General features: G+C 50.4%; 15 protein-coding genes and 2 pseudogenes. 1 reads left to right on the top strand and 16 read right to left on the bottom strand.

The window, feature by feature from the left end; translation table 11 throughout:
* Window positions 1-6 precede the first annotated feature (6 nt).
* The 16 genes and pseudogenes from fliI to flgK all read right to left on the bottom strand — a co-directional run bounded on the left by fliI (window position 7) and on the right by flgK (window position 17,174).
* Entirely contained in the window at window positions 7-1,329 is a 1,323-nt protein-coding gene (fliI, locus tag ACXAGQ_RS10905) for a flagellar protein export ATPase FliI (protein WP_475253891.1), read from the bottom strand.
* Window positions 1,329-2,204 (bottom strand): flagellar assembly protein FliH, encoded by an 876-nt coding sequence (gene fliH, locus ACXAGQ_RS10900; protein ID WP_475253890.1) that lies wholly within the window; start codon window positions 2,202-2,204, stop codon window positions 1,329-1,331. Before fliH ends, fliI begins: the two co-directional genes overlap by 1 nt.
* Before the next feature lie 23 nt (window positions 2,205-2,227).
* Window positions 2,228-3,268, bottom strand: a complete 1,041-nt coding sequence (gene fliG, locus ACXAGQ_RS10895; protein ID WP_107299318.1) for a flagellar motor switch protein FliG — start codon at window positions 3,266-3,268, stop codon at window positions 2,228-2,230.
* On the bottom strand, window positions 3,261-5,012 hold the full coding sequence (gene fliF, locus ACXAGQ_RS10890; protein WP_475253889.1) for a flagellar basal-body MS-ring/collar protein FliF: 1,752 nt from the start codon (window positions 5,010-5,012) through the stop codon (window positions 3,261-3,263). The genes fliG and fliF overlap by 8 nt, the downstream gene beginning before the upstream one ends.
* A 15-nt stretch (window positions 5,013-5,027) precedes the next feature.
* Window positions 5,028-5,339 carry a flagellar hook-basal body complex protein FliE gene (gene fliE, locus ACXAGQ_RS10885; protein WP_475253888.1) on the bottom strand — a complete coding sequence of 104 codons (312 nt, stop codon included), beginning with the start codon at window positions 5,337-5,339 and terminating at the stop codon, window positions 5,028-5,030.
* A 106-nt stretch (window positions 5,340-5,445) separates the two neighbouring features.
* Window positions 5,446-6,879 carry a sigma-54-dependent transcriptional regulator gene (locus ACXAGQ_RS10880; RefSeq protein ID WP_475253887.1) on the bottom strand — a complete coding sequence of 478 codons (1,434 nt, stop codon included), beginning with the start codon at window positions 6,877-6,879 and terminating at the stop codon, window positions 5,446-5,448.
* The gene (locus ACXAGQ_RS10875; protein ID WP_475253886.1) at window positions 6,876-7,982 is read right to left on the bottom strand and encodes a sensor histidine kinase; all 1,107 of its coding nucleotides are present in this window, start codon (window positions 7,980-7,982) and stop codon (window positions 6,876-6,878) included. Before ACXAGQ_RS10875 ends, ACXAGQ_RS10880 begins: the two co-directional genes overlap by 4 nt.
* Before the next feature lie 231 nt (window positions 7,983-8,213).
* Window positions 8,214-9,653, bottom strand: a complete 1,440-nt coding sequence (locus ACXAGQ_RS10870) for a sigma-54 dependent transcriptional regulator (protein WP_475253885.1) — start codon at window positions 9,651-9,653, stop codon at window positions 8,214-8,216.
* 265 nt (window positions 9,654-9,918) lie between these two features.
* Window positions 9,919-10,320, bottom strand: coding sequence for a flagellar export chaperone FliS (fliS, locus tag ACXAGQ_RS10865; protein WP_475253884.1), 402 nt, complete (start codon window positions 10,318-10,320; stop codon window positions 9,919-9,921).
* Window positions 10,321-10,333: 13 nt separating this feature from the next.
* Window positions 10,334-10,627 (bottom strand): flagellar biosynthesis protein FliS, encoded by a 294-nt coding sequence (locus ACXAGQ_RS10860; protein ID WP_475253883.1) that lies wholly within the window; start codon window positions 10,625-10,627, stop codon window positions 10,334-10,336.
* Between the two features lie 9 nt (window positions 10,628-10,636).
* Window positions 10,637-12,034 (bottom strand): flagellar filament capping protein FliD, encoded by a 1,398-nt coding sequence (fliD, locus tag ACXAGQ_RS10855; RefSeq protein ID WP_475253882.1) that lies wholly within the window; start codon window positions 12,032-12,034, stop codon window positions 10,637-10,639.
* A gap of 9 nt (window positions 12,035-12,043) precedes the next feature.
* Window positions 12,044-12,463: a flagellar protein FlaG gene (locus tag ACXAGQ_RS10850; RefSeq protein ID WP_475253881.1), complete on the bottom strand. Its 420-nt coding sequence runs from the start codon at window positions 12,461-12,463 to the stop codon at window positions 12,044-12,046.
* 68 nt (window positions 12,464-12,531) lie between these two features.
* A pseudogene (locus tag ACXAGQ_RS10845) lies at window positions 12,532-12,831 on the bottom strand (flagellin); the annotation flags it as partial.
* 413 nt (window positions 12,832-13,244) lie between these two features.
* Window positions 13,245-13,704 (bottom strand): annotated as a pseudogene (locus tag ACXAGQ_RS10840) (flagellin N-terminal helical domain-containing protein); the annotation flags it as partial.
* Between the two features lie 267 nt (window positions 13,705-13,971).
* A complete protein-coding gene (gene flgL / locus ACXAGQ_RS10835) occupies window positions 13,972-15,192 on the bottom strand; it encodes a flagellar hook-associated protein FlgL (protein ID WP_475253880.1) in 1,221 nt (406 codons plus the stop codon).
* A 14-nt stretch (window positions 15,193-15,206) separates the two neighbouring features.
* Entirely contained in the window at window positions 15,207-17,174 is a 1,968-nt protein-coding gene (flgK, locus tag ACXAGQ_RS10830) for a flagellar hook-associated protein FlgK (RefSeq protein ID WP_475253879.1), read from the bottom strand.
* Between the two features lie 130 nt (window positions 17,175-17,304).
* Between flgK and ACXAGQ_RS10825 the strand changes: the two genes are divergently transcribed.
* Window positions 17,305-19,437, top strand: a complete 2,133-nt coding sequence (locus tag ACXAGQ_RS10825; protein WP_475253878.1) for a tetratricopeptide repeat protein — start codon at window positions 17,305-17,307, stop codon at window positions 19,435-19,437.
* The last annotated feature ends 185 nt before the right edge of the window (window positions 19,438-19,622 follow it).

The raw sequence follows: 19,622 nt of genomic DNA, 5'->3' as shown, positions 1-19,622 counted from the left end.
TGCGGGTTATTGGCCGCTCAGGACGGAGCGCAGCATGTTTACGCACATCTCGTAAGGGACGGCTTCTTTCATTGACTGCTGCATATAGCCATCCAGCCTCGGCTTTAGGGCAAACGATTGATCGATGGCCTGATCAGTACCGGGCTTATAGGCGCCGATTGACACCAGATCCTGGTTCTTGCGGCAAATAGATAGCACCTGCCTCACCGCTTTCGACATCATCATATGCTCTTCGCTCACAATGGCAGGCATTACACGGCTTACCGAGCGTTCGACATCGATAGCCGGATAGTGCCCGGCATCGGCAAGCTCCCGCGATAGCACGATATGGCCATCCAAAATCGCACGGGAGGCATCGGCAATCGGGTCTTGCAGATCGTCGCCCTCGGTCAAGACCGTAAAGAAAGCGGTAATTGAGCCCTGATGCTCGCCACCGTTGCCGGCGCGCTCCACCAAAGCTGGTAATTTTGCAAACACCGAAGGCGGGTAGCCTTTGGTTGCCGGCGGCTCACCCACCGACAGCGCGATCTCGCGCTGCGCCTGGGCGAAACGGGTTAGTGAATCCATCAACAGCAGGACATCGAGCCCTTGGTCACGGAAATACTCGGCAATAGTCAGGGCGGTTTGGCAGCCTTTGAGCCGCATCAGCGGAGAGGCATCGGCAGGTGCCGCCACCACGACCGCGCGCTGGCGCCCTTCGCTGCCAAGGATTTCATCAATAAATTCTTTTACTTCCCGGCCACGTTCGCCGATAAGCCCCACCACCACAACCTGAGCCGTCGTACCGCGGGTCATCATGCCCAAGGTGACCGACTTGCCGACACCAGAGCCGGCAAACAGGCCAATACGCTGCCCTTTGCCCACGGTCAGCAGGCCGTTGACCGCTTTCAGGCCAACATCCAACGGCTCTTTGATTGGCTTTCTCGCCAGGGGGTTAATCGGCTCGGCATTGAATGCCGCACGCTCGCCAGTGAAGATATCGCCAAGCCCGTCAAGCGGATTACCGACACCGTCAATCACCCTGCCGAGCAGTTCCATCCCCACCGGGATCCCGCTGGCTTCAGTGATCGGCGTCACCCGAGCCCCGGGCATCACCCCGGTTAGCTGCTCACTGGGCATCAAATAGAGAGTTTCGCCCGAAAAGCCGACAACTTCGGCTTCCATTTCGCCGCTTAGCGTCTCCACCTTACACAGGCTGCCAACCGGAGCCCGGCAACCAATCGCCTCTAATGTCAAACCGACGACACGGACAAGGCGTCCCGACGCCACCGGGCGGCAGGCAGTATTCGCCGTTTGGTATCGTGATAAACGTTCAGCCAGGCCGGCCATTACCCTGCTCCGTTCGCTTGGGGCGCAGAAGACTGGGGCTGGGCTTGAGGCTGGGACTGGGAATTAGGTTGAGGCTGGCTATTGAGGCCAATAAACTGCTCAAGCAGGTGGCGCAACCGTGCTTCCATCTGGTAATCAATGGTTGAGTTACCCGATTCAATAAACAAGTCGCCGCGGTTCATCGCCGGCTCGGCCTGTAACGTCCAGTGCCGCTCCGCCAAATTCTCTGCACCGTATGCCTGCTTGATAACGTCAAGATCATCAGGGTGCAGCTGAATCATGGTCTGCTGGGCAGAAATAGGCAACGCTGCAATCCCTTCACGCAAGGTTTGCAGTATCACTTGGGGATTTGTCTTGAGCTCAACCTGGATCAGCTCGCGGGTCAGGCCGGTCACAAGCTGGACCAGCTGCTGCTCGACAGCCTCATCCACTTGCTGCAGCGGGGTAGCGAGCTTTTCGACCAACTGGGCTAGGTGGCCCACCTGCTCATCAATCTGTGCCTTACCCTGCTCGAGGCCCTGCTCCAAACCTTGGGCCAAGCCCTGCTCAAGCCCCTGCTGCAGACCTTGCTCAAGTCCCTGCTGCATGCCTTGCTCTAGACCTTCGCTATGGCCAGACGCACGGCCTTCGCCGAGCCCTTCCTCATAGGCGGAATGGCGGATCTCATCCAGATCGGCTGCCGTCAGCGGCGGCAGCTCGGGTTCTTCGTCAAGGGGCTCTACTTGCCATTGCGGATCGTAATTGAGGGCGTTTTCCGTCAGGCTGTCTTGCTCGGGGGAGTAATCCGGGTAAGCCCAGCGTTCCAGCTCCTGCGCCTGATGCTCGGAGACCCGAAGGAAGCCCCGACGGCGATCTATTGACCTATCGTCAGACATAGTTAGCCTTCACGCTTACGAGATTAAAGGAATTCATCCGCACCGCCCCCAGTCAGCATCAACTCACCGGAATCAGACAGGCGGCGGGCAATCGACAGGATCTCTTTCTGTGCCGATTCAACATCCGCCACACGGATTGGCCCCATGGCTTCGAGATCGTCCTGCAGCATTTCAGCCGCACGCTTGGACATATTGCGCAGAATTTTCTCCCGCAGCATATCGTCCGCCCCTTTGAGGGCTTTCTGCAATAGATCCTGCGGTACATCACGCAGCAGGGTCTGGATACCGCGGTCGTCCACTTCAGCCAGGTTGTCGAACACAAACATCAGGTCTTCGATCTGGGTGGCCATGTCTTCGTCGTTATCACGGATCTGATCCATCAATGCACCCTCAACATTGTTGTCGAGATAGTTCATGATTTCGGCTGCCGCTTTCAGGCCGCCAATTTTCGCAGCCTGGGCACCCGCCTGGCCAGCAAACTGTTTCTCCATGATATCGTTCAGCTCATGCAGTGCCGCCGGCTGGACTTCCTCTAGGTTGGCGATTCGCATCATCAGGTCAAGGCGAACACGCTCAGGGAACTGTGCCAGAATTTCTGCTGACTGCTCAGGCTCAAGATAGGAAAGCACGATGGTTTGGATCTGCGGGTGCTCATTAAGAATAATGCTCGCCACCTGGCGCGGATCCATCCATTTAAGCGAGTCAAGGCCACGCGAGCCGCTCCCCATCAGGATCTGGTCAACCAGGTTATTGGCCTTGTCTTCACCCAAAGCTGCAATCAGGGTATTACGGACAAAGTCTTCGCTACCCATGCCAATGCTGGTGTATTTCTGGATATCTTCGAGGAAATGCCGGTGCACCGCCGAGACTTTCTCTTGGTTCAAGTCGGCCATCTGCGCCATCACGCCACCCACGCGCTGGACCTGTTTCGGCTCAAGATGGCGGATAATACTCGCTGCATCCTGCTCGTTGAGGCTCAGCAGCAAGATAGCGGCTTTATCCGCCCCAGTCAGGGTGGTGATATCAAATTTCTTGTTGTCTGTGGTTGCGACTTCGTTAGCCATCTTCAGTTACCCAACTTTTAACAACCTGCGCTGCCAAATCCGGTTCGTTAGCCACCAGGGCACGTACCGCCTTGAGCAGGTCTTCATCTTTATGCAGGTTTGGTAGATCCAGGTTGCTGCTGCTCAGCTCGAGGGTTTCTACCCCGTCAAGCTCGCTGCCAATAAGGTCAATTGACTCTTGGCCACCAGCAGGGACAGGCAAGCCATTTTCATCAAGCGGCGTACCGTCTGCCGCCTGGTTCGGGTAGAGCAGCTTGCGCATGGCCGGGCGCACCATCACAACCATGATCACGATGATCACCAGCGCAGCCGCCAGCCAACGTACCCAGGTATTGAAATTCGGGTGGTCCCATATCGGCAGGTCAGCAATCATTTGCTCTTCAGGAACGGCAAACGGCACCGAAATCACTTCCAGCATATCGCCGCGCATCTCGGAGAAGCCGACACCACCTTTGAGCAAGCGGGAGATTTTCGCCAGCTCCGCTTCGCTCAGCGCAACACGGGTCACATCACCGGTTTCCGGGTTCACCACCTGCTTGTAGTCAATGGCAACCGAGACCGTCTGGCGGTCAACCGTCCCTGTTTGGGCACGGCGGTGGCGGATGGTGGTATCAAGTTCGTAGTTTCGGGTCGCCTCGCGGTGTACGGAGTTGTTGCCGGCACTACCGCCTGACTGCAACTCTTTGACTTCCTGAGGGATCGCACTGTCTGCCGGCGGCTGGTTGCTCAGCGCCCCGGGGATCCCCGCAACCATGCTGCCGTTATTGATATCTTCCAGGGTGTATTCGCTTCGGGTTGACTGTGACGCCGGATCGTACTGCTTGCGGGTTTCCTCGACTGCGCTGAAATCCATCGATACATCGACCTGGGCAGTGTAGTTGCCCAGCCCCAGCACCGGGATCAAAATCGCATCGATTTTCTCGCGCAGCGCCTGCTCTTGCTTGCGCTCCAACTCGTATTCCTTGCGGCGGGCCGTGGCCTGCGGATCGGCCGTCCCTGAGCTCAGCAAGCGACCATGCTGGTCAGTCACCGTAACGCGAGTTGGCTTAAGGCCAGGTACGGCGGTTGCCACCATATCAACAATCGAGTCGACTTCTTGCTGACCCAATGAGCCGCCTGTCGACAGCGTCAGAAAGACAGTCGCTGACGCTTCCTGGTTATGGCGGACAAACACGCTTTGCTTTGGCATCGCCAGCAGTACCTGCGCCTGGCGGACCTGGCGGATCTGCTCAATCGCCCTTGCTAGCTGCCGCTCCCTGCTGAGCTTCAAACGCTCTTGCTCTAGGCGCTGGGACACGCCAAATCCCATATCCTGCAGCAGGATATCATCCCCCACAGCAGCCGTTTGGTTCAAACCGGCACGGGTCAGCTCAAGCTTGATGGAAGAGAAGTTGTCGGCAGGCACCCGGATGGTATTGCCATCTAGGGTATAGTTGATTTTCTTCTGGTCGAAGTGATCGAGGATCGGAATCAGCTCTGCGGTTTCATAGGTACCAAGCGGCCGCATTTCCGGCTCTTTGATCCAAGAAACGACTAGGACAATCAAAGCGACACAAATGGCCACCGACAGCACCAAAACAACCTGGCGAAGCACATCCAGGTTGCCCAACATACTGTCGACACGCGAGGCACCCTTCTCTTCCGCATCCGGATTCTGGATCATCGGATCGCTATCGGCCATGACCGCAGTTGACGGTGAGTTGCCGGCTACGGCGAGCTCATTATTCGTTGATGGTTCCGACACGCACTAAATTCCTAATTAGACCGGCATATTCATGAGTTCTTTGTACGCTTCAACCATTTTGTTGCGCACCTGTACCGTGGCCTCAAAGGCAACGCTGGATTTATTGCGCGCAATCATAACATCGGATAGGGAAACGCTGCGGTCTCCCTGATCAAAACGTGTCGCCAACTCGCTGGACTGTGATTGAATCTGGTTGACCCCTTTAATGGCATCACCAAGCATTGCGCCAAAATCGGCACTGACCTGCTGACCGGTTGCCGGGCGGGAAGCATTGGACGCTTCCAGTTGCATGGCCTGCATTTCGGCCTGAAGTCCATTTACTTTCATTTGTCTCTCCTACCGGTCAGAAGCTCGTCAAGCATATCGCTTGCCAGCAAAATTTCTTTTAAATAATAATTTTAAGTATGAAGGAATTCCCCCTTCATTGCGGTGCTCAAACTGGGATATCTATTCCAGCATCACGCATTTTTGCTAGTTTATAGCGCAGCGTTCTTGGACTGATACCTAATTTTTCAGCAACATCTTTGCGCCGCCCATCACAAGCACGAATGGTGTCTAGAATAATCGAAAACTCCTGCTCCCGCAGCTCATTTCCTAACCCATCCGCAGGCATTGCCATTTTCGCACTATCAACCACTTGCTGCTCAGTTGCTACATCTGGCACGGCAGGTGAAATACCAGAGGTATCCTGACTACCCGCAGTAGGCTCCAGCAATGTTTGCAAACCGTCAGCCTGCAGCCAATCCAACCCTTCCAGCAAAATATCGGATGCGGCAACCGACTGGCCCAGGCACAGGATCATCGCACGCTGGATAACGTTATCAAGCTCACGGACATTGCCCGGCCAAGTGTACTGTTTAAGCTTGGCTACTGCCGCAGCAGAAAACTCAGGCACTGACTGGCCCTGCTTGGCACAATGGCGCTCCATCAGGTACTGTGCCAGCGGCTCGATATCCCCCGGGCGCTCACTCAAGGCAGGCCACACCAGCGGGAAAACATTGAGGCGGTAATACAAGTCCTCGCGGAAATTGCCCTGCGCAACGTACTGTTTCAGGTCACGGTTACTGGTTGCCAGCACCCGGACATCCAACTTAATACTCTTGCGGCTGCCCAACCTCTCGACTTCGCGTTCTTGCAAGACACGCAGCAATTTGGCCTGCAGGCTCAAATCCATCTCGCTGATCTCATCGAGCAGGATCGTCCCGCCCTGCGCCTGTTCGAACTTGCCGGGGCACGCCTGGATAGCGCCGGTAAATGCCCCCTTCTCGTAGCCGAACAACGTCGCCTCGAGCATATTCTCCGGAATAGCAGCACAGTTAATCGCAACAAATGGCCCATCGCAGCGGTTGGAGTGCTGGTGTATATAGCGGGACATCACTTCCTTGCCAGAGCCACTTGGCCCCAGCACCATGACGCTCGCATCGGTTTTTGCGACTTTTTCGGCCAGCGCCAGCAAGCGGCGCGACTTTTCATCCGCAGCGATGGTGTGGCCGCTTTCGGCCTTGACCGGTGCATAGCGGCTGACCATATTGAGCAGGACTTCTGGCGCAAACGGCTTGGCCATATAATCAATCGCACCTTCTTTCATCGCCGATACCGCATCTTCGATATTGGCGTAGGCGGTCATCAGCAATACCGGCAGCTTTGGCCAGTGTTGCTTGATGCTGCGCAGCAGGCCGAGGCCATCCATCCCGGCCATTTGGACATCCGACACCACGATATCCACCGTGTTGGCCTTTAGCACCAACAGAGCCTGCTCGGCACTATCGGCTTCCAGTGAATGGTAACCGGCCAATGCCAGTGTATCTACCAACGCTTCACGTAGCCCTTCGTCATCCTCGACAACCAATACTCGGCTTGGGTTCATTGCGTCACTCCTGTCGGATCCATTTGTTGTTCGTTTTGTGTTTGCTGCTGTTGCTGCTTGCCCTGCTCGGCTAGCGCGCTATCTGCAAGCGGCAATGACAAGGTAAAGCATGCCCCCTTGCCAAGTTCTGATTCCACGGCCAAGCGTCCTTTATGGGCATTGGCGACCATTTGCACCACAGCCAAACCAAGGCCGGTACCCTGCTGGCGCGTGGTATAAAATGGCTCCAGGATCTTCTGTTGCATGTCCGGGGCAATACCGGGGCCATTGTCCAGCACAGCCAAGTGAACCCAGCCATCTTGGGCAATCACCTTGACCGCCACCCGGCACTCTTTTCCTGCCATCTGGATAGCATTGGTGATCAAGTTGCTGAGCGCGCTGGCAAGGGCATTGGCATTTCCCAGCAAGGCCAAGGATTCATCATCACAATCAATACTGAAGTCAACGCTATTACCCAACACCTGGGCTTCAACCATGCTATCGAGTTCGTTAAGCAAGGTTTCCAGGGAAAAGCACGCAACCACCTTGTTATCGCCGCCCTTGGCAAACAGAAGCATGTCGTTGACCTGCTTCTCCAGATCCTGCAAACGGTCGACAAGTTTGCCCTGGAAGCGCTCGCGCATCGGTGCGGTCAAGTTCGGCGCAGCCAGGTTGGAGGCATACAGCATGGCGCTGGACAGCGGCGTCCTGACCTGGTGAGCCAAAGAGGCCACCATCTTGCCAAGTGACGACAGGCGTTGCATTTCACTGACCCGGGACTGCAGCAGCCGGGTCTCTGTCATATCAGTAATGAAAATCAGCTGGCCACTGTTAGAGGCTGAAATAGCCAATTTTACCCTTCGGCCGTTTTTCAGGGAGATTTCATGGCCATCATCATCACGGGGGGAGAAGGCGCGCTGGATAACATCCATCCAACGCTGATCAATGATAGGCTCACCAAGCAAACGGATGGCTTCGGGATTGGCCTCGCGCACAATACCGCCCGGATCCAAGAAAATCACACCTGACGGCATGACCTCTAGAACCTGCTGGTATCGGCTGACTTGCTGGGCTAGGGAGCCCAAAGCCGGGTTGTCGCCCTGTGCTGGCGGAATATCATCCATGGAAAACCTAATAAAACGAAAGTGATTTGCTATAACGCATACAGCCCTTATCTTGAGTTCAGCGTCGAACCCCCAGCGCTATAGCGTCAATATATCTGATACGTAAAAACTAATATGTGTTTATGCATTTATAGTGCCAGAATTATATCTTTACTATCAGCACGTTATCTAGAGGGGAAGGAAATAAAAAGGCGCCATTTTATTGGCGCCTTAGGCAGGATGGTCTTTTTGCTAGCGACTCAAACCATATTTGCGCATTTTTTCAACCAGCGTGGTTCGGCGCATCCCCAGCATATCTGCAGCACGGGCAACAACCCCGCCCTGCGCCTCCAGCGCCTGGCTGATCATGTCGATTTCCAGCTCTGCCAGCATTTCTTTCAAGTTTACCCCTTCCGGCGGTAAATCACTGTGGCCTTGGGTACTGTCCAACTCCGCACTCTGGCTGCTGAACATATCTGCCAAGGCTAAGCGTTCATGGTCGTCAACCGACATGAAGCTTTCTTCCGGCTGGAACTCAGGGAACTGGTTGTAGCGGTACTTCATCGGCAGGTGGCTGATATCTACCATTTCACCTGGGTACAGGATGATCAGGCGCTCGACCAAGTTGGCCAATTCACGGATATTCCCCGGCCAATCATGCTCCATCAGCGAAGTTACCGCACGCGGTGTGAAATGAATAGGCTTGGCTCCCTGCGCTTCCATCCTTGCCAGCAGCTCCTGCAGCAACAGCGGGATATCCTCCATCCGCTCGCGCAGCGCCGGCATTTCGATTGGGAAAACATTCAGGCGGTAGTAAAGATCTTCGCGGAATGTGTCATCGGCAATCATCGATTCGAGATCACGGTGAGTCGCAGCAACAATGCGGACATCAGCCTTGATGGTTTCACTTCCGCCAACACGCTCGAAGCAGCGCTCCTGCAACACACGCAACAGCTTCACCTGCATGGACATCGGCATATCGCCAATTTCATCAAGGAACAGCGTACCACCTTCAGCCAGTTCGAAACGGCCCTTGCGCGCAGACACCGCACCAGTAAAGGCACCCTTTTCATGACCGAACAGTTCGCTCTCAAGCAGATCTGGAGGGATCGCGCCGCAGTTAACCGGCACAAACGGTCCTTTGCCGCGGGTCGAATGGTAGTGGATATTCCTTGCAACGACTTCTTTGCCGGTGCCGGATTCGCCAAAAATCAACACGCTGGCATCGGTAGAGGCAACTTGTTCCATCAAATGGCGGATCTCGCTGATCGCCTCACTTCGCCCAACCATGCTGCGGAACAAGGTATTCTTGCGGCCCAATGAAGGCAACTGGAATGTCTGCTTGCCCAAAAACTCTTTGCAGTGGCGGAAGGCATCGCTCAACTGCCCATAATGCAATGGTTTGTCAAGGTTGCCGACATAGTTGGGTAGCGAAGCCAGATCGGCTTCGTGATCACCGATCGAAATCACCGGAATATGATGATGGGTTCGCAAAAAATTAAGCAGCGTGCTCAATGACTGGCTGGAATTGATCTTGCCAAGTAAACATGCTCCCCACTCTTTTTCCCAGTGCGTACTATTAACCTCTAGAGACGAATAGGCTTCAAATTGCTCACCAATAAAGGTAAGGATCACGCTTAAATCATGGCGATGCTGCTGGTCATCATCAATAACGAGGGTATGAACTTGCATAGAAAAGAGTTTGCCTGCCTACTTAAGAGTTATTTCGTGCTGGCAATTTTGGTTTTCATATTCAAAAAGATGAAAAACCCTGCCGAATGCGACGAGAAACCACTTCAAATCTTATCAGACCATTGTAATTAAAGTACAGAATAAGGCAACTAACGGGGGGCAAAAGCTGTGAAGCTATCCCAATGAAATGCAAGCTTGGGATAGCTCGAAGGCAGAAATCAGGCTGGAATGCAGGAAAAATGCCATAGCCGCATTGCGGCCGTGCTTAAGATTCCTCAGCCAGGTGGTGATACTCGGCAGGGATTTGCTCCCATGCTGACTTGATTTCACGCAGTAAATCGACCACTTCAGCCAAATTTTCCGGCTTGTTGTTAGAGCTGCCGTCAATGACATGACGCATCATGAAATCATACAGGCTGTCGAGGTTGGTCGCGATCTCGCCACCATCTTCCATAGACAGGCTATCGCGCAATGTACCGATAATCGCTAGTGCCTTCGACACCCGCTCGCCTTTTGCCGACACATTTCCCTGCTCCATCGCAGCTTTGGCCTGAACCAAGCGCTCAATCGCACCGGTAAGCAGCATCAATACCACGCGGTGCGGTGATGCACTGGCCAACTGAGAATTAACCGACACTTGTTTATATGCCTGAAGTGAACCACGCATAGCTATTTCCTATTTATTTTTGATACATTTGATAGACAGACACCGACTTCTTACCTTGCTTGGCGGTCAGTAGTTTCTGCCTAATTCGTGCTTTGTTTTGTTCAAGTAACGCTTTTAATTCGCGGGTGCGTTGCTGGACGTCTTCAAAGGTCTCCCGGCTCAACCTATCACGGTCAGCTAGGATCAGTTTGACCCGCTCATGCCTTGCAGCCACGAGTTGCTCGAGCTGCTCGGGAAAATCATCTGGATACTCGTCGAGTGCGAGAAGGTCCTGGACCTGCTTCTCTAAAATGGTTAGTTCTTTCATAGTTAAGCCTTAGAACACCAGCAAGCTCATCATAGTATTCAGTTCGTTGTTCATCTTGTAGATGGCCGCATCCATTGCCGACATCTGTTTATAGACACGCTCTTCATAAGCTTCCATTCGGCGGTCTAGTTCCCGTTGGTCATCTTCCAAGCGGCTCTTCTGGCCTTCCAATGACTCTTCCCTGTTGGTCAAGGTGCCTTCACGGCCAACATAGGAGTCCATCAAATCATCGACTTTTTTCAAAAAGCCATTTTCGCTAGCGAAAAACTGATTGAAAGAAATGAAATTATCTTCCAAGGCTTCATCAAGCAACTCATTATCTATCTCTAGCACACCTTCACGTGTCGTGGTCACACCAAAATCCGATAAGTAAAACTGCTCACCATTCACTTCTACCGGGGTATTCATCAATGTACGCATTTGGCCAGTAAAAGATCGGGTAATACTATCACCCACCAAAGGTCCGCCAGTTTTCTCTTCAATATCATACTTAGACATACCTTCGACCATTTCAAGGAAGGCATTATAACTTTCGGTAAATGACTCAACGGCCTCTTTTGCTTTACCAGTATCGTTACTGATAGTGATATCAACTTTCTTTACATCGATATCATCTCGGCTACCGCCAGTAGTTCCAGTCAACTTTTCGACATTGAGCTTCACGCCATCAATGACATTATCGAACTCATTGGTGCTGCTGGTCGCTGTGAGGAAGTTATCAATCAGGATTTCCGCATCTTGCGCTTCCTGCATTTCATCCATTCCTCCTGCTCCAGGATTATTGGGGTCAAACGCTAAATCGGCCAAATCACCATTAGCATTAGACGCATCGATGGTAATCGCATTGTCCTTACCAGTTTTATCACTGGTAAATACAATATGCGCCTGATCCCCTATGGTAATGGTGGTCGCATTGATACCTGGGTTTCCATTCGCATTATTGATGGCTTCAACCACGTCTTTGAGGCTACTTTTTGCCGGGTCGATAACCACAGACATAGTTTCACTACCAATAGTAAAAATCAGCTCACCATCCCCCAAGCTCGCATTGGGGTCAGCATCGAGGCCAGATCTACTCACCAAGCGGTGAGATTGCGCTAGCTGGTTTATTTCAATTGAATAGTTACCATTTTGGGCATGACTTTCAGAACTGACTTTCAGGTAATTATCTTCAGAACTGACCGCTTTCTTGCTGAGGAATGCCTCATCTTCATCGAACTCTTCAAACATTTCCTGCATATCGGACATGGAAGATTTCACTTGGCCATAAGCACTCAAGCTGACTTCCACTTCCTGCATCTGTTTGTCGATACGTTGCTGTTTCGGCGTTCGCTCAGCCGCCACAAGCATATCTGTCATACCCGCGACATCCAGCCCTGATCCTAAACCACCAACAGATAAACCCATGCGACCCCTTTACACCTTCTGGCTCAGCGAGACTGGCGGGTACTTCGCCAGACTTTCATTAATATCTAGCAATTCTTGTGCCGGAACTTGGCGAATAACATCACCACTTTCTTTATCAATGATAATAACAATAGGATCACCGCCTTCGTTATCGACTTGGAATTTCAGTTCGCGGTTGACGTTTTGGAAGTACATGGCCATTTTTTCTGCCATTGACTCGTCAAACTGGGGATTCGAAACTTCATCTTTGGCATTAACGGTTTTATCTGCGGCAAGGGAAGTATCGGATTGGTTGGCATTAATGGTCTGGTTTTGCGCCGTTTTGATATCACGGCCTGAAGAAGTATTGTCGATTTTAGGTATGGTAGTTTTAGAAGTGCTAGCGGCTACCGAGCTTGGCCGAACATGGCTGTCAGGTGGGATCTCCATTTATTCACCCTCATACAATGGTAAAAAGGCATGGCACTTTCCGCACCATGCCTTAGAGGACTAAATGATTACAGTAGGCTTAGTGCTGCCTGTGGGTTCATTTTAGCCTGAGCAAGGATCGAAGTTGAAGCCTGCTGAAGGATCTGGTTCTTAGTTAGATCCGTGGTTTCCTTTGCAAAATCAACATCTTTAATTCGACTATTTGAAGCATTAACGTTCTCGTTGATGTTAGCCAGGTTGTTCAAAGTATGGTTAAATCGGTTCTGTACCGCACCCAACTCTGCACGCTGATCATCAATTGAAGCAATTGCTCCATCCAGAGCATAAACCGCTTTTTGTGCACCCGCAGCATCCGTCACATCAAGATCGCTCAACATGCTTGATTTCTGTCCAGCACTACCAATAGTCATGTTACCAGTCACGGCAGCCGCACCACCACTACGTGATGCACCTGACAATGCTACAGCAACAGTCGCACCAGCGGTAGCTTCTGAGTCATCCGCGATACCTGAAATTGTAATCGAGCCGTTACTTGCTTCAGCAACCATACCCGTTCCAGATAGACCTGAGTTGATAGCATCGATAACACCAGCCTGATCAGTAGTACCACTCAAATCAATGTTCTTCGTTAATGATGAACCTGTCTTAGCACTATCGATGTGCAAACTACCACCAATCAAGTTTGCCACTTCAGCTGTCGAAATCGTAGCTGCAGCACTTGCACCAGTACGGCCAAGTTGATCTGCCGAAATGTCACCTAGAGACATGCTGATCGTTTCGTTTGCTGCCGCACCGACCTGGAACTGCTGGGTACCGTATGAACCATCTAGCAATTTCTGGCCACCGAAGGTAGTAGTTTCAGAAATACGGTTAAGTTCGGTAGTTAGCTGATCCATTTCTTTTTGGATTGCACCACGGTCTTCGTCAGAGTTCGAGCCGTTGGCCGCCTGCAAAGACAGGTCACGCATACGTTGCATGATGTTGGTCGATTCCTGCATTGCCCCTTCAGCAGTCTGGGCAATAGAGATACCGTCGTTAGCGTTACGCATTGCCACGTCTAGACCATTAGTCTGACTAGTTAGACGGTTAGAGATTTGTAGACCCGCCGCATCATCTTTAGCACTGTTGATACGCAAGCCAGAAGACAAACGCTCCATGCTGCTGCCTACGTTATTAGTGGCATTACCAAGGTGACGCTGGGCCGTCATTGCTGAAACGTTAGTATTTACGGTAACAGACATATTTCGCTCCTTGTTGAGTTACAACCCAGCCTATAAGCGGGGGGTAAATATCTATTTTTGTTTAAGTACTTCTATTAACGGCAAGAGCAAAAATACCTTTAGGATTTTTTTAAAAAAATTTTGGGGGTGAGAATAGCGAAGGATTAGTGCTTCTGTTTGTTAGAGTGTTTTAAGGAGGCGGCTTGGAACAAGCAAGGAAAGAAATTGCCGTCAGGTAACACCTGAGCAGAATAGAAAAAGCGGCAATGCCCTGCCGCTTTTATTAGGTTACAAATAGTTAAACAAGCTGAGCTGTTTAGTCTGGTTAAAGGCTGCCTGGGAAGCCTGCAGGGCCAGCATATCCTCGTTAAGCTCGATAACCGCCTTACTGTAATCCAAGTCTTCCAGGCTACCCTTGGCTTTATTAAGACTGAGCTCGAAGTCCATATGCTGGGCTTCATAGGTTTCCAAGGTTTTGAGTCCGGTACCGACTTCAGCCCGGCGCTGGTTCATATGGACATAGCTGGCATTAAGCTCTTCTATCGAGCGCTGCAAACTCGCCCGCGCCTCGGGAGAAGAAGTCGGGTACTCAGAGTATTTAATCGCATCATTAAGTGTCTCGAACAGATCGATAGTATCGGTTTTATCTAACGAGACACTGTCTCCCAATTGCACGTCACCTTTAAACTGCAAATCAAGCTCCCCCTGGCTTCCAGGGGGAGTACCGGAGTACTGAATGCCCTGCGCGGGGTCATAGCTACCGGTAGCAATTTGCTGGGTGCCATCGTAAAGCTCATAGTTCACCCCCCCTTGACCATCGTCGACGAAAGATACACTGTAAGAGGCAGGGTCGTCGGGATCCTGGTTGGTGGCAGAGAGTAACGACAGCGTGGATTCGTCCTGCAAGCCAGCATAATCCGGACGGTAATCACCGAACGGGTTGTCGATGCCCATAAAAACCAGATCACCAGGTTGGCTGGTATCAACATGTACCGAGGTATCAATCCGAGCCTGACGGTGACCACTGTCTCCCTTATACTGCACATCACCGTTAGCATCCTCTGCAAATGGCTGTGTTCGCACTTGATGACCAGCAAATACATAATTGCCGCCTTCATCTTGGGTATTGGCAAGGTTCAACAGCCCTTCATACAAGCTTTCTAGCTCATTTTTAAATGCCGTTTTGTCATCACCAGCCATTGCGCCGTTGATCATACCGATCACTTTCTGCTTGGCACTATCAACATGATTTTCAACATTTTTGAGCGAGGTTTCCAATGTCCCCAACCGGTTGTTAGCAAGCGTAATAGACTTCTGAAACTGCTCTATCTGCACTAATTGCTGCTTGTAGTTCTGGGTAGAGACCGACGCAATAGGATCGTCCCCAGCCGTCTTGATACGCTTACCCGTAGCCAATTGCTCATTGGTATTATTTACCGCCCCCTGCTTTCGCATCAGGTTAGAGGTCAGATTCTGGTACTGGGAAAAAGTCGACACTCGATTGATCATAACGCCTCCAAGCTTTATACCGCACGTAGCAGTGTATCGAAGGTTTCACGGGCCACGCTCATGATCCGTGACGATGCCATATAAGCCTGCTGGAACTTCATCAGGTTGGCGGCTTCTTCGTCCAAGTTAACCCCGGAAACACTGGCGACCCGCTCGGTCGCCGCATCCAAGTCAAGTTGGCTGATTTGACTAAACTTCTCAGCATTCATCTTCTGGATCCCGACATCAGTGGTGAGATTCTGGAACAAGTCAATAACACTGGAGCGGCCATCATTCATGCTCTTGCGCGTTTGCACATGCTGCATTTCCATCAGGTTACTGTTGTCGCCTTCGGCAGGTGTCGCGCCAAGGTGAACCGTAAACTGATCGCCACCCGCCGCAGAACCGCTCAGAGTCAGGGTCGGTGTCCCAAGGCCAATACTCGGTGTCCCCCCGGGGGCAAATCGAATAATGTTATCTGTCATCGGGTAAGCAAGATCCTGGGTGACATTACCCAATGCGTCAGTCAAATTTATCTTACTTCCCTGCTCATCCAACACGGATACCGAATCACCCGCATTGCTAACTACCACCTGATATATGCCTGTTGCCGTCACGCCTTGTATTGGCTCTAGCGCAGCGGAGCCTTGATTGGACTCTGCCGCAAAAACCGTCCGCTGGGCGGCTATCTGCGCAGGCTCTGTTGCCGTCATCTCCATTTGGGCGCCACCGAGGCGGACTGGGCGGATCGTAATGGTCTCCCCGGCCTGAGGTGGCTGGTTAATACCAATTTTCATTCCGCCAACCAGCAGTATTTGGGGATCACCAATCTGGATACTTTGGTTGAGGACTTCTTCGCCTTTCGCATTGGTTACACTGTAGGTATTGTTCGTTCCGTCCGTCGAGGCTTGCAGCTTATAATCCCCTAGCTGCAGCTTTGACACATCATCAATAGCGACCAGTAGGTCAGCAGAGCTACCATCAGGTTTGAGCACCCGCTGAGCCATTGCCGTTGGATCATTAATATCTGCGTACAGGTTTTGCCCTTGCTCACCATTCAAATCCAAACCCTGGCGCTGAATAGCATTGACTTGACCTGCAAAACCGATCGCCATCCGACCCACTTCGTCAATGCTGCGCTCAACGACATCCCGCCTAAAGGCGACCATAGCACCTAATTTACCGCCAAGACTGTCTGTTCTGATAGGCGTGGTATTGTGGCCATCATCGACCGCAACTTGAGTTTGCAACGGATCCGGCTCACCAGGGATCACTGTCAGGCGTGAAGATTCCGTCCCGGAAACCAGTGTTTGCCCATCGCCGATAATGACCGTATTGGCGAGGTTATCCTTGCCCTTCAACACAGTGACCTTAGTAAACTGGGCCAGTTCATTCACCAAGCTCTGCTGCTGGTCGAATAAATCGTTTTTCTCGCCTGCTGGGTTTTCCTGGATACGCTTGTTCAATGTGGCAATCTCTTGCCCCAAGGTGTTGACCCGGTCAACCGTTGCCACCAACTGATCATTGACATCACGCTGCATACTTGAAAGCGTGTCATAGGTACTTTTGACGGTTTGGCTCACCAGAGAGGCGTTTTCCAGCACCGCCTTTCGAGACCCAAGATCATTGGGTTGATCCGCCAAGCTTTTCACCGAATCGTAGTAATCATTCATGCTGGAGATAGTTTTGCTAGCGTTGTTGGAGATAAACTCATCCATCACGGCTAGCTGGGCGTGACTCTCATTGGCTTGGTGAAGCTGGGTTGTCGATTGGGTTAGCTCCCTGGCGGCAAATTGGTCATAGGCACGACGTACATTATCGATGTAGGCACCGGTGCCATACTGGCTGCCGCCAATCCAGTGGGCATCATCCGCCTTCTGTTCCGCACTCTGGCGGCTGTAGCCCGGCGTATTAACGTTACTGATATTATGGCTAGTGACATTGAGCTGCTTCTGAGATGTCCTCAGTCCACTCATACCGATATTCAGTAGATCCAGCGCCATTAATACCTCCAACCAATCCGTTCACAACCATCAAAGCATAAACAAGCAAAAATCAAGCCAAAAAAAGAACAGGCATGTAATTTGCATTTATCATAGCAATGGCAATCTACGTAAATGTTAAGAGTTTGGTATGAGAATTGATTTAACCCCGACGGCAACACTCAGTCTGCAAGAAGCTTTCCAACTGGGTATAAAAACCTACCAAGAAGGTAAAAAAACCAAAGCTCGTGAGATATTTACATCAATCCTTGAAAAAGCCCCTCAAGCCATAGACGTCTTGCAGGTTCTTGCCATATTGGATGTCGAGGACAAGCTATACGCTAGCGCCGAGGCGAAACTCAGGAAAGCTTTATTACTGTCACCAAATGAAGTCTCATTAACTTTAGATCTCGCACATACCCTCAAACTACAAAGTAAAAACAATGAAGCTCTTGTGGTAGTAGATCAAATTTTACTCATTGATCCTCTCCATAGTGGCGCGCTTGAACTTCGCGGCCAGATTTCACACTCAATGGGTTTACGTGGAGATAGCAAAAAAGCCAGTGACATTTCTAAAGCAGTTAAACAGTCTAAACAAGAGCATATCCAGAATGAAATCAGGCAAACTTTAGAAACAGCGGCTAACTTGCTCATATCCAAAAACTTCGAACTCGCAGAACAGTTGCTCAAGCCCCTACTAATCCTGGACACACAAAATGTGGCAGTGTTGAGCATTCTGGCTCATACCCAGATAGAACAAGATAAACATACTGAAGCCAGCCACACACTAAAAAAAATATTAGAAATTAAGCCAATACACGAGAATGCGGTTTTGGAGCTATCCAAATTGAGCCGTGCTACAAAACAGTATGATGCTGGTATCAATGCGTGCCGCACGTTTTGTAATAATGTTCAGAACGACGAACAAGTTACTGTTAAAGCAAACTGGATTGAACTACTTTATCTCAAAAGAGAATATGACAAAGCCTTAAACATTATCAACACATTGAAAACGACCAACAGGGAATGTAATAACATTGAATGGTTGGATGCAGTGGTCAGCTATGGATACTTAAAAGACAAGAAAAGCTTCACCGCTGAAAATGTTAATAGGGTAAAAACTAAAGTACTTAAAGCATTAAATAAAGTAGAAATAAATTCGTACCGACATTACGAACTTTTATCCTGCCTTTACATGTTGAAAATTTACACTGGTGAGCTAAGTGAGGTCGATAAAATTATCACAAAGCTCAAAGAGTTCCCTATTGATCAAGAGAAGTTAGACCTTTTAAAGTGGAACCAAAGCTTTTCTGCAAAAAGTAATTTGTCATGGCAGGAATATTATGCTCTTTATGAAAGTGGTATTCCTGTTAAAGAAAGAATGTCAAACCCCTTGGATAAACCTGTTTGGCACCCAGATAGTAATGCATTAAGTATTCTTCTAGTAAGGGAGCAAGGAGTCGGTGATGAAATTAATTTCTATCATAATGTAAAATACATATTAGAAAGAGTTGACCATGTTTACCTAGCTTGTGATCAGCGCCTAGCCCTATTAATGGAAAAAGCCTTCCCAACGGTTTCGATTATACCTTTGAGACCAAACTCTGAGTTTTTCAATAACAAAGATAAACATTACATATTAGATGAAGTTGAAACATGGCTTCCTGTTGGCAGCATCGGTAGACACATATATGGAGAAATTGGCCAACACTGGCTTGATGAGAAATACCTTTCATCTCCAACGGAGTTAAAAGAAATATGGCAGCATCGAGTTAACAGTACCTCTAAGCAGGACTCAATAAGAATAGGACTTTGCTGGCGCAGTGGAATGTCGGCCAATAGCCGTAACATCCACTATATGTCTCTCAATGACATAGCTCATTTTATGAAGCAATTCCCAAATGCAACTTTCTATAACCTACAGTACGGTGATTGCACTAAAGAACTGAAAAAGCTCAAAAAATTTACCGGCATTGATATTGTAGACTTTGATGAACTCGACCTAAAAGATGACTTTACTTCAACTGCAGCGCTAATTGAATCACTTGATGCTGTGTTTACAGCAGGAACCGCAGTTCACATGCTAACAGTCGCTCTCGGTAAGCCATGCTATGTCTTTTTTGCCGGCAGATCTGATGACGACTTCACCACTCCAACACCACTCTTCGGCCAAGGGATGGACAAAAAGTGTGAGAAGCGATTCTGCTACCCACCTTTGATTGATAACAAATATCCTGTTGCAGAGGCCATCGCAAAACAGATCAAAGAAGACTTTGCTATTTGATTGTAACTATAAAAGGCTTGTCTATCATGACAAGCCTTCTTTAATCAAAGCGTCAATTAATTGACAAAACACTCAACTCTATATTCCAATCAACATATCTCCACTTATCCCTGATGTACCAAAAATAGTTTTAAATAGGGCGAGGCTATAACCAACACATCGCGTTAACATTGTTGACGATAAAT

Source organism: Photobacterium sp. ABD4_091 (genome assembly GCF_056160145.1).
Note: the sequence above shows the minus strand (reverse complement) of the source record. Positions and strands in the feature narration are given on the sequence as shown.

Excerpts from the sequence above, each read along its gene's own strand:
- fliI (WP_475253891.1), bottom strand. The coding sequence starts at position 1,329 with ATGGCCGGCCTGGCTGAACGTTTATCACGATACCAAACGGCGAATACT.
- fliH (WP_475253890.1), bottom strand. The coding sequence starts at position 2,204 with ATGTCTGACGATAGGTCAATAGATCGCCGTCGGGGCTTCCTTCGGGTC.
- fliG (WP_107299318.1), bottom strand. The coding sequence starts at position 3,268 with ATGGCTAACGAAGTCGCAACCACAGACAACAAGAAATTTGATATCACC.
- fliE (WP_475253888.1), bottom strand. The coding sequence starts at position 5,339 with ATGAAAGTAAATGGACTTCAGGCCGAAATGCAGGCCATGCAACTGGAA.
- ACXAGQ_RS10880 (WP_475253887.1), bottom strand. The coding sequence starts at position 6,879 with ATGAACCCAAGCCGAGTATTGGTTGTCGAGGATGACGAAGGGCTACGT.
- ACXAGQ_RS10875 (WP_475253886.1), bottom strand. The coding sequence starts at position 7,982 with ATGGATGATATTCCGCCAGCACAGGGCGACAACCCGGCTTTGGGCTCC.
- ACXAGQ_RS10870 (WP_475253885.1), bottom strand. The coding sequence starts at position 9,653 with ATGCAAGTTCATACCCTCGTTATTGATGATGACCAGCAGCATCGCCAT.
- fliS (WP_475253884.1), bottom strand. The coding sequence starts at position 10,320 with ATGCGTGGTTCACTTCAGGCATATAAACAAGTGTCGGTTAATTCTCAG.
- ACXAGQ_RS10860 (WP_475253883.1), bottom strand. The coding sequence starts at position 10,627 with ATGAAAGAACTAACCATTTTAGAGAAGCAGGTCCAGGACCTTCTCGCA.
- fliD (WP_475253882.1), bottom strand. The coding sequence starts at position 12,034 with ATGGGTTTATCTGTTGGTGGTTTAGGATCAGGGCTGGATGTCGCGGGT.
- ACXAGQ_RS10850 (WP_475253881.1), bottom strand. The coding sequence starts at position 12,463 with ATGGAGATCCCACCTGACAGCCATGTTCGGCCAAGCTCGGTAGCCGCT.
- flgL (WP_475253880.1), bottom strand. The coding sequence starts at position 15,192 with ATGATCAATCGAGTGTCGACTTTTTCCCAGTACCAGAATCTGACCTCT.
- flgK (WP_475253879.1), bottom strand. The coding sequence starts at position 17,174 with ATGGCGCTGGATCTACTGAATATCGGTATGAGTGGACTGAGGACATCT.
- ACXAGQ_RS10825 (WP_475253878.1), top strand. The coding sequence starts at position 17,305 with ATGAGAATTGATTTAACCCCGACGGCAACACTCAGTCTGCAAGAAGCT.